Consider the following 1,182-nt stretch of genomic DNA (forward strand, 5'->3'; position numbering starts at 1 on the left):
AAAACTTAGTTCACGAACATGAAAGTGACGAAAAGAAGATTGCGATATTAAAATCCGTGTACCGTTATGTAGAGAGCCTAGCCTCCTAATTTCTACTTATCCAAGCGCACCTTATGGTGTGCTTGTCGTTTATATGCTGTCAAAATGATAAAAGATCGATTCTTACAACTGATCCAACTGCTCATCTCCCTCTTCCTCATCATGGGAGCACTTGGAATCGGAATTACTATTCAAAAATTCACTGGCGTTTCTGTTCCCGGAAGTGTCATCGGTATGCTCGTACTGTTTTTCTCCATGACACTTGGCCTTGTCAAAGTGGATTGGGTCAAACCGGGCGCAACGCTATTCATTCGCTACATGATCTTACTCTTTGTCCCAATCAGTGTGGGACTCATGCAGCACTTCGATATGCTACTTGCGAATGCATTGCCAATCATAGCTAGTGCAGTCGGTGGTTCACTCATTGTCTTGGTCAGCCTTGCTTGGCTACTGGACTACTTGCTAAAGGAGAAACATTAATATGTGGTTAATTGTCACTATTGTCGTTTTCCTGATTGCTCGCCAAATCGCAATTAAGATCAACAGCCCACTTGCAAACCCTTTGTTGATCAGTATTGCAGTACTGATTCCTTTATTAACGTACCTCAATGTACCGTTTGAGACATACTACGCCGACAACGAAGGCATCAGCTTTTTACTACAACCAGCTGTTGTAGCGTTGGCTTACCCTTTGTACGAGCAACTTCCTCAAATCAAAGCCAACTGGCGAATCATCACGTTTGCTTGTACGCTCGGAAGTGTTATGTCAATGGCAACCACAACCCTCATCGCCGTTGCATTTAAAGCTGACATCAGTTTAATCGCGAGCCTAGTAGGTAAGTCAGTGACCACTCCGATTGCAATGGAAATCTCAAGCCACCTTGGTGGCGAAGCGGCAGTCGCTGCAATCTTAGTACTAATCGTAGGTCTTCTTGGCGCTATTTTGGCGTACCCAATCTACAACCTAATCGGCATTAAGCATCCAATTGCTCGCGGTTTGACGATGGGCACAGTATCGCACGCGCTGGGTACTGCAACTTGCGCAGAGAAACAACCTGGCGACGCTGCATTTTCATCGTTAGCGTTGGTGCTATGCGGCATCATCACTTCCATTCTCGCTCCGAGCTTTTTTGGTTTAGCAGT

At 45.3% G+C, this 1,182-nt stretch carries 2 protein-coding genes; both read left to right on the top strand.

Going from position 1 to position 1,182, the window contains the following annotated elements; translation table 11 throughout:
- The first annotated feature begins 144 nt into the window (after positions 1-144).
- The gene (locus R7Q38_RS24060) at positions 145-519 is read left to right on the top strand and encodes a CidA/LrgA family protein (protein ID WP_005455074.1); all 375 of its coding nucleotides are present in this window, start codon (positions 145-147) and stop codon (positions 517-519) included.
- A gap of 1 nt (position 520) precedes the next feature.
- The coding region (locus tag R7Q38_RS24065) for an LrgB family protein (protein WP_318114582.1) at positions 521-1,182 on the top strand (662 nt) is incomplete at its 3' end.

The organism is Vibrio sp. Vb0598, from assembly GCF_033338935.1.
GTDB classification, from domain to species: Bacteria; Pseudomonadota; Gammaproteobacteria; order Enterobacterales; family Vibrionaceae; genus Vibrio; species Vibrio alginolyticus.